This window comes from Microcoleus sp. T3_A4 (assembly GCF_036700465.1).
In the GTDB taxonomy this organism is placed as follows: domain Bacteria; phylum Cyanobacteriota; class Cyanobacteriia; order Cyanobacteriales; family Microcoleaceae; genus Microcoleus.
Window position 1 is genome coordinate 1 of the sequence record NZ_JAUBOY010000003.1, and the last position, 6,033, is coordinate 6,033.

The following is a 6,033-nucleotide window of genomic DNA, read 5'->3' on the forward strand; positions in this document are numbered from 1 at the left end:
ATGCAGGGGACTTGAGGATTGACACGGGTCGCTTGCTGGTGCGCGATGGGGCACAGGTATCAGCCGGTACTTTCTATGCAGGCAACGGGGGCAACTTGCAGATTACGGCTGCTGATTCGGTTGAGGTGATTGGTAGATCAGCCGATGGTCGGGTTGTCAGTGGCTTGTCTGCTTCTAGTGAAGGGAGTGGGGATGCAGGGAATTTGAGGATTGACACGGGTCGCTTGCTGGTGCGCGATGGGGCAGAACTCTCCACCAACAGCACGCGAGAAGGAACAGCAGGCAATATCAACATTACAGCCCGCGATACCCTACAAGCTAACAATGGCACAATTACAACCGCCTCCGAGCAATCTTCTGGGGGAAGTATCAACATCACAGCTTCTAATATTCGCCTAGTTGGCAACAGTGACATCACCAGCAGGGTTAACTCAGGTGCAGGAGGCGGCGGCAACATTGACCTGAAAGCTGACTCGATCCTCGCTTTCGACGACAGCGATATTCTCGCTTTTGCCCGTAATGGCAGAGGTGGTGACCTTAACCTAAATACTCCTGTTTTCTTCGGCGAAAACTACGGTCCTGCCTCTTCTCGTAACGATCCTGCTACTCTTGATCGCAATAATCGAGTCGATGTCGCAGCTAGTGGAATCATCACTACACCCGATGTCAGCTTTATCCAAAACAACCTCACCGAATTACCAGACAATCAGATTAACACCGACAGCCTTCTGGCGAATAGCTGCATTGTCCGCCGCAATCAACCAACCAGGGGCAGCTTCACCGTTACAGGAACTGGTGGCTTACCGCAGCGCCCCGGAGATGTCCAAATGTCCGACTTTCCCACAGTAGATGTGGAAACTTTACCCAGTGACGCCACATCCTCAAATCGTTCTTGGCAAAAAGGCGACCCAATTGTAGAACCCCAAGGCGTGTATCGACTGCCGAATGGGAAACTCGTTATGAGTCGAGAATGTTATTGATTCACTAACAAAAATATGTACCCACGGTCTTCTAAATTTTTTCATTTCGACAAAGACTTAACAGCCCGTCGAAAAAATCCCGCTAGAAGTTTAGGCGGGAAAAGGGTAATTTCCCCGCCTAGGGCTTGTAAATCTTACAACTTCATCAGAATACAAAATAGGGCTTGCTGAATAATCGATCGCTTTCTGGTGATCGAGAGTGATCGATATATTCAAACAGAGTTAAACATGAGTGTTTCCTGCCTCAATTTGAGTGAAATATAAGCGCAAATTATATTAAAGCCAAAAACAGGCATTGTTTTCCCAGAATTGCATAAAAACACACAAAAAACCCGGCGCCACCAGGTAGAAAGGTTCATGACTAAAAAAGTGATAGCAATAGCTGTCTGTGAAGTCTTATCAAGTTTTGCCATGATGCGATCGAGGCTAAATCTGCGTTTACCTTGACCAAACTTCCCCTCAATTGCATTTCTAATACCCTCATCTTCTTTGGCTTGCTTCTTTTTTTCTTTACTCACATTTACTGGTGGTCTTCCTAGGGGCGGGCCACTAATTCTAATTCCTCTTTCTTTGCACCAAGCTCGGTTCTCTCTTGTACGATAAATGCGGTCTGCATGAACTGACTCTGGATAATATCCTGTGCAGCTATAATAAGCTTCTACTTGTGCTTTTAAGTCCCCTGATTCGTTAAAGTTATCCCAGCTCATTCGGTATAAAAATACATATCCTTCAACGCAGCTCGCTGATAGTTTGGCTCCAAACCTCTACGCTTTTCCCAGCTTTTCCTCTGACTATGGGACGGATGTGGGGTTGGCTTAAGCTTACTATTCTGTCCGATATGCTCTGTTTGTTATTTTCAAATAACCAGAGCTGTTGGCGATAGACTTCTGTGAGAACTAGCAAGGTTTTATATTGCTTTTTGTTCAGATTTTTTAGGGTCGCACCTGACTCGATTAGCTGTTCAATATGAGCCAAGTTTCTTTTGATATATTGGAGCTGTTTTTTAATTGCCTGTCTTTTTTTGTTTCGGGATGGTCTTCTTTGTCTTGCTATTAATAAGTAATTTTTTCGGGCGAGATTACGGTAGGTTCTGGGTTTTTTCTGGATTTGGTCTTTGAGCGGTTTATAGAGGATATCTATGATTTTTTCGGTGTGTACTCTGGCTCTGTTTAATAGTCCTAAGTCGGTCGGATAACTAATGTCGGCCGGGGCGCAGGTCGCATCTACGATCAACTTTCCGCAATTGGGTGACTCATTTTTGGCGTCCGAATCCTTTTTTTTTTCGGTCTTAACTGGGGTGGTGGAACGCATTTTTTCGACCATTCGTTCGTTCACTTTATTAATTAGGTTAGGACTAATTCGTTGCCGAAAGTGAACTAATAGAGATGGGTCAAATGGTAGTTCATTACTGTAAGCTAATTGACCGATAAAGTATTGCAAATAGGGGTTTTCCCGGATTTGTTCGACTGTTTCCCTATCGCTAGTTCCCAGTTTTTCTTTGATGATTAATGCCCCCAACGCCATCCGAAAGGATTTGGCGGGTGCACCCACTTCTGTGGGGAAGTTTTTAGCATATTCTGCTTCAAATTCTGACCACGGGATAAGTTCGGCCATTTTTACCCAACGGTTATCTGGTGACAAGCTTCCTCCGAAGTGCAGTTCAAACTCGGATGGGGGTTTTGGGGCAAGCTCAAATTTTCGGTACACGATCGCAGGTGGTTATGCACGGGTTTTGACCTATTTTACCTGTTTTTCACGGCGATGACTCTCGATCGCACGATCGCATAACCCAGACCTCGTAAATCTTTTGGCTTTTATTCAGCAAGCCCAAAATATTTTTGATTTTTATTCGACTCTCTAGCTTTTAGAAGTGGGGTGTCATTTTTAGGCAGCAGTGCCTCAAACATCTTGGCAACTAAATCAGCCCCAACAATCTAGCTTTGAGGCAGAAGCTAGAAAGTTGTGCAGATGTGTAAGACGCGGTTAGACAGCAAGTAAGACACTGTAAGGGAGAAATATTTTTAAAAACCGATTGCCGGCAAACCGGGGAAAGCAAGAAACCAGTTTTAAAAAACAAATTTTATACAGCGTCCTCTAACTCCCTCACATTGATCGCACAGAATTTTCTGTCAGACCGTGATGAAGATTTAACTTCCTAGCCATTCGATGTGAGAGAGCGACGAGTTTTGTGATCGGAAGTTCGATCGGTGGCTAGGTCAGGAAGTAAGCTTATCCTCTTAGGGTTAAGGATACTTTACAATCCTTAACATAATTATGTTTTACAGCGCCTACTTACATATATTCTCAGCTTTGACAGTTGCTTGAGCGCTTCTGGGATGGAGCGAATTTCATTGTCAAAGAGGGCAAGCACTTCCAGGTTCGACAGTTGCCCGAGCGCATCTGGAAGGGAGGTAATCTCATTGCTATTGAGGTAAAGCTCTGTGAGATTGGACAGTTGCCCGATCACATCTGGAATGGTTGTAATCTGATTGCCCTCCAAAAAAAGCACACTCAAATTGGACAGTTTGCCGATGGCTTCTGGGATGGAGGTAATTTGATTGTGATCGAGGTCAAGCGATTTAAGATTGGACAGTTGTCCGATCACGTCTGGAATGGAGCTAATCTCATTGCTATAGAGGGTAAGCGATTCCAAATTTGACAGTTGTCCGATCACGTCTGGAATGGAGCTAATCTGATTGTCACTAAAGGAAAGCGATTTAAGATTGGACAGTTGTCCGATCACGTCTGGAATGGAGCGAATCTCATTGCTATAGAGGGAAAGCTCTCTCAGATGCGTACACTTGACAATCTCCAGCGGCAATTCCTCCAACTCCAATAGAGACAAATCCAGTTCTTTCAATTTTCTCTCAGCAGCCCATTTAATTCGTCGCACCGCTTCCCTTCGCGTCATATCCTTTAGCTCTCAGTAATATTCATTTTATTGTGACCACTTTTCCAAACCTATAGCTTGTAACCCTTGCACCTACATCAGGATAGAAGTATTTCCTGAGCCAGAGTGTGACATTGCTAAGGTCATTAAATAGTGTCAAGCGCGTGACACACAACTTTAAGTGTCCTAAAGCGGAAGAGCAGGCAGCTATTTTTTCACTCACTCCAAAATCTTGTTCTAGGCGAACATAATCCTATTTTCTAGCCTAAAGCTTGTAACCGTTGCAGTTTCATCCGAATAATCTAATTTTCCTATTTAGATCTGGAACGGCTACAGCTCCCTCAGCTATTCATATATTTTCAGTCTCGGCAATTGTTTGAGCGTCTCTGGAATGGAGGTAATCTGATTGTCATTGAGACGAAGCTCTCTCAGATTCGATAGTTGCCCGAGCGCTTCTGGGATGGAGGTAATCTGATTGTCATTGAGGTAAAGCCATTTCAAATTCGACAGTTGCCCAATCGCATCTGGGATGGCTGTAATCTGATTCTCACTGAGGTTAAGCCATTCCAAATTCGACAGTTGCCCAATCGCATCTGGGATGGCTGTAATCTGATTGCTCCCGAGGGAAAGCACTGTCAGATTTGACAGTTGCCCAATTGCCTCTGGGATAGAGGTAATCTGATTGTCCCAGAGGTAAAGCTCTGTTAGATTCGACAATTGCCCGATCGTATCTGGGATGGCTGTAATCTGATTAATGCCAAGGTAAAGCTCTGTCAGATTCGACAGTTGCCCAATTGCCTCTGGGATAGAGGTAATCTGATTTTCCTTAAGGTCAAGCTCTGCCAGATTCGACAGTTGCCCAATTGCCTCTGGGATAGAGGTAATCTGATTGTCCCAGAGGCAAAGCTCTGTCAGATTTGACAGTTGCCCGATCGTATCTGGGATAGAGGTAATCTGATTGAAAGTGAGGTAAAGTTCTGTTAGATTTGACAGTTGCCCGATCGTATCTGGGATAGAGGTAATCTGATTGTTACTGAGGTAAAGCTCTGTTAGATTTGACAGTTGCCCGATCGTATCTGGGATGGCTGTAATCTGATTGCCCCCGAGGGAAAGCTTTCTCAGATTCGTACACTTGACAATTTTCGATGGTACTTCTTGCAACTGCAAATCCGATAAATTTAATTGAGTCAAACTTTCATCAGCAACGTACTCAATTAGTCGCACTGCTTCCTCTGGGCCCATGTCGTTTACCTCTTAGTAACATTTGTTTCATTGTGACCAGAACTTAGCTTGTTGGAAAGCGATATTTGCCAACCTAGGGCTTGAAACTGATGCGACGAGGTAGCAGGGTAAGGTTCACTCTGCATAACAGGCTTTAGAAATACCTAACACGCCACGCCCGAAGGCTAGGTCACGATATTCATATTCTCTGAACTCTTAAATTTTGAAAGCTAGGTTCTGGTTCCCACTTACAGATAAACTCTGGCTTGAAAGGACAAGTCTTGGGTACACTTGAATTTCCACTGAGGTAGAGATTGGTCAGTTTAGTAGACTTCTTGCAAAAATAACTAGAACGGGCTCTTCGGCCATTCCACAAGAGTTATTTTTTCTTGTGAGATAGGTAGAAGAGCCTGTCCAATAAATTTATGAAAAGGCTTTGTGCAAGAGGTCTAGTCAAGGATGCGAGTGGTTTGATGTCGCTGATTTGATTTCCGCTGAGGTTGAGTGAAGCCAGTTTAGTCAAGGATGTGAGCGGTTTAATGTCGCTGATTTGATTTTCGCCGAGCCAGAGCAAAGTCAGTTTAGTCAAGGATGTGAGCGGTTTGATGTCGCTGATTTGATTTTTGGTGAGGACGAGTCCATTCAGGTTAGTCAAGGATGCGAGCGGTTTGATGTCGCTGATTTGATTTTCACCGAGGTTGAGCAAAGTCAGTTTAGTCAAGGATGTGAGCGGTTTGATATCGCTGATTTGATTTTTGGTGAGGACGAGTCCATTCAGGTTAGTCAAGGATGCGAGCGGTTTGATGTCGTTGATTTGATTTTCGCCGAGCCAGAGCAAAGTCAGTTTAGTCAAGGATGCGAGCGGTTTGATGTCGTTGATTTGATTTTTGTAGAGGTTGAGCGAAGCCAGTTTAGTCAAGGATGCGAACGGTTTGATATCGC

5 protein-coding genes and 1 pseudogene are annotated in these 6,033 nt (G+C 44.4%); 2 read left to right on the forward strand and 4 right to left on the reverse strand.

Going from position 1 to position 6,033, the window contains the following annotated elements:
* Positions 1-980, forward strand: a pseudogene (locus tag QUA07_RS02305) (S-layer family protein); the annotation flags it as partial.
* Positions 981-1,192: 212 nt separating this feature from the next.
* Here QUA07_RS02305 and QUA07_RS02310 read toward each other — a convergent pair.
* Positions 1,193-2,687, reverse strand: a protein-coding gene (locus QUA07_RS02310; RefSeq protein WP_333322260.1) for an IS5 family transposase whose coding sequence is annotated in 2 segments (ribosomal slippage) — positions 1,193-1,741 and positions 1,743-2,687 — 1,494 coding nt in all. Because the reading frame shifts where the segments join, the coding sequence is not laid out codon by codon here.
* On the opposite strand from QUA07_RS02310, the gene QUA07_RS02315 reads away from it, so the two are divergent.
* Positions 2,634-2,768, forward strand: coding sequence for a hypothetical protein (locus tag QUA07_RS02315; RefSeq protein WP_333322586.1), 135 nt, complete (start codon positions 2,634-2,636; stop codon positions 2,766-2,768). The two genes, QUA07_RS02310 and QUA07_RS02315, sit on opposite strands and share 54 nt — an antisense overlap.
* 484 nt (positions 2,769-3,252) lie before the next feature.
* On the opposite strand, the gene QUA07_RS02320 is transcribed toward QUA07_RS02315, so the two are convergent.
* From QUA07_RS02320 to QUA07_RS02330, 3 genes are all read right to left on the reverse strand, one after another.
* Positions 3,253-3,891 (reverse strand): leucine-rich repeat domain-containing protein, encoded by a 639-nt coding sequence (locus tag QUA07_RS02320; protein WP_333322262.1) that lies wholly within the window; start codon positions 3,889-3,891, stop codon positions 3,253-3,255.
* A gap of 324 nt (positions 3,892-4,215) precedes the next feature.
* Positions 4,216-5,112: a leucine-rich repeat domain-containing protein gene (locus QUA07_RS02325; RefSeq protein ID WP_333322264.1), complete on the reverse strand. Its 897-nt coding sequence runs from the start codon at positions 5,110-5,112 to the stop codon at positions 4,216-4,218.
* A gap of 358 nt (positions 5,113-5,470) precedes the next feature.
* Positions 5,471-6,033 (reverse strand): leucine-rich repeat domain-containing protein (locus QUA07_RS02330; protein WP_333322267.1); only part of this gene is annotated, 563 nt, incomplete at its 5' end.

Excerpts from the sequence above, each read along its gene's own strand:
- QUA07_RS02320 (WP_333322262.1), bottom strand. The coding sequence starts at position 3,891 with ATGACGCGAAGGGAAGCGGTGCGACGAATTAAATGGGCTGCTGAGAGA.
- QUA07_RS02325 (WP_333322264.1), bottom strand. The coding sequence starts at position 5,112 with ATGGGCCCAGAGGAAGCAGTGCGACTAATTGAGTACGTTGCTGATGAA.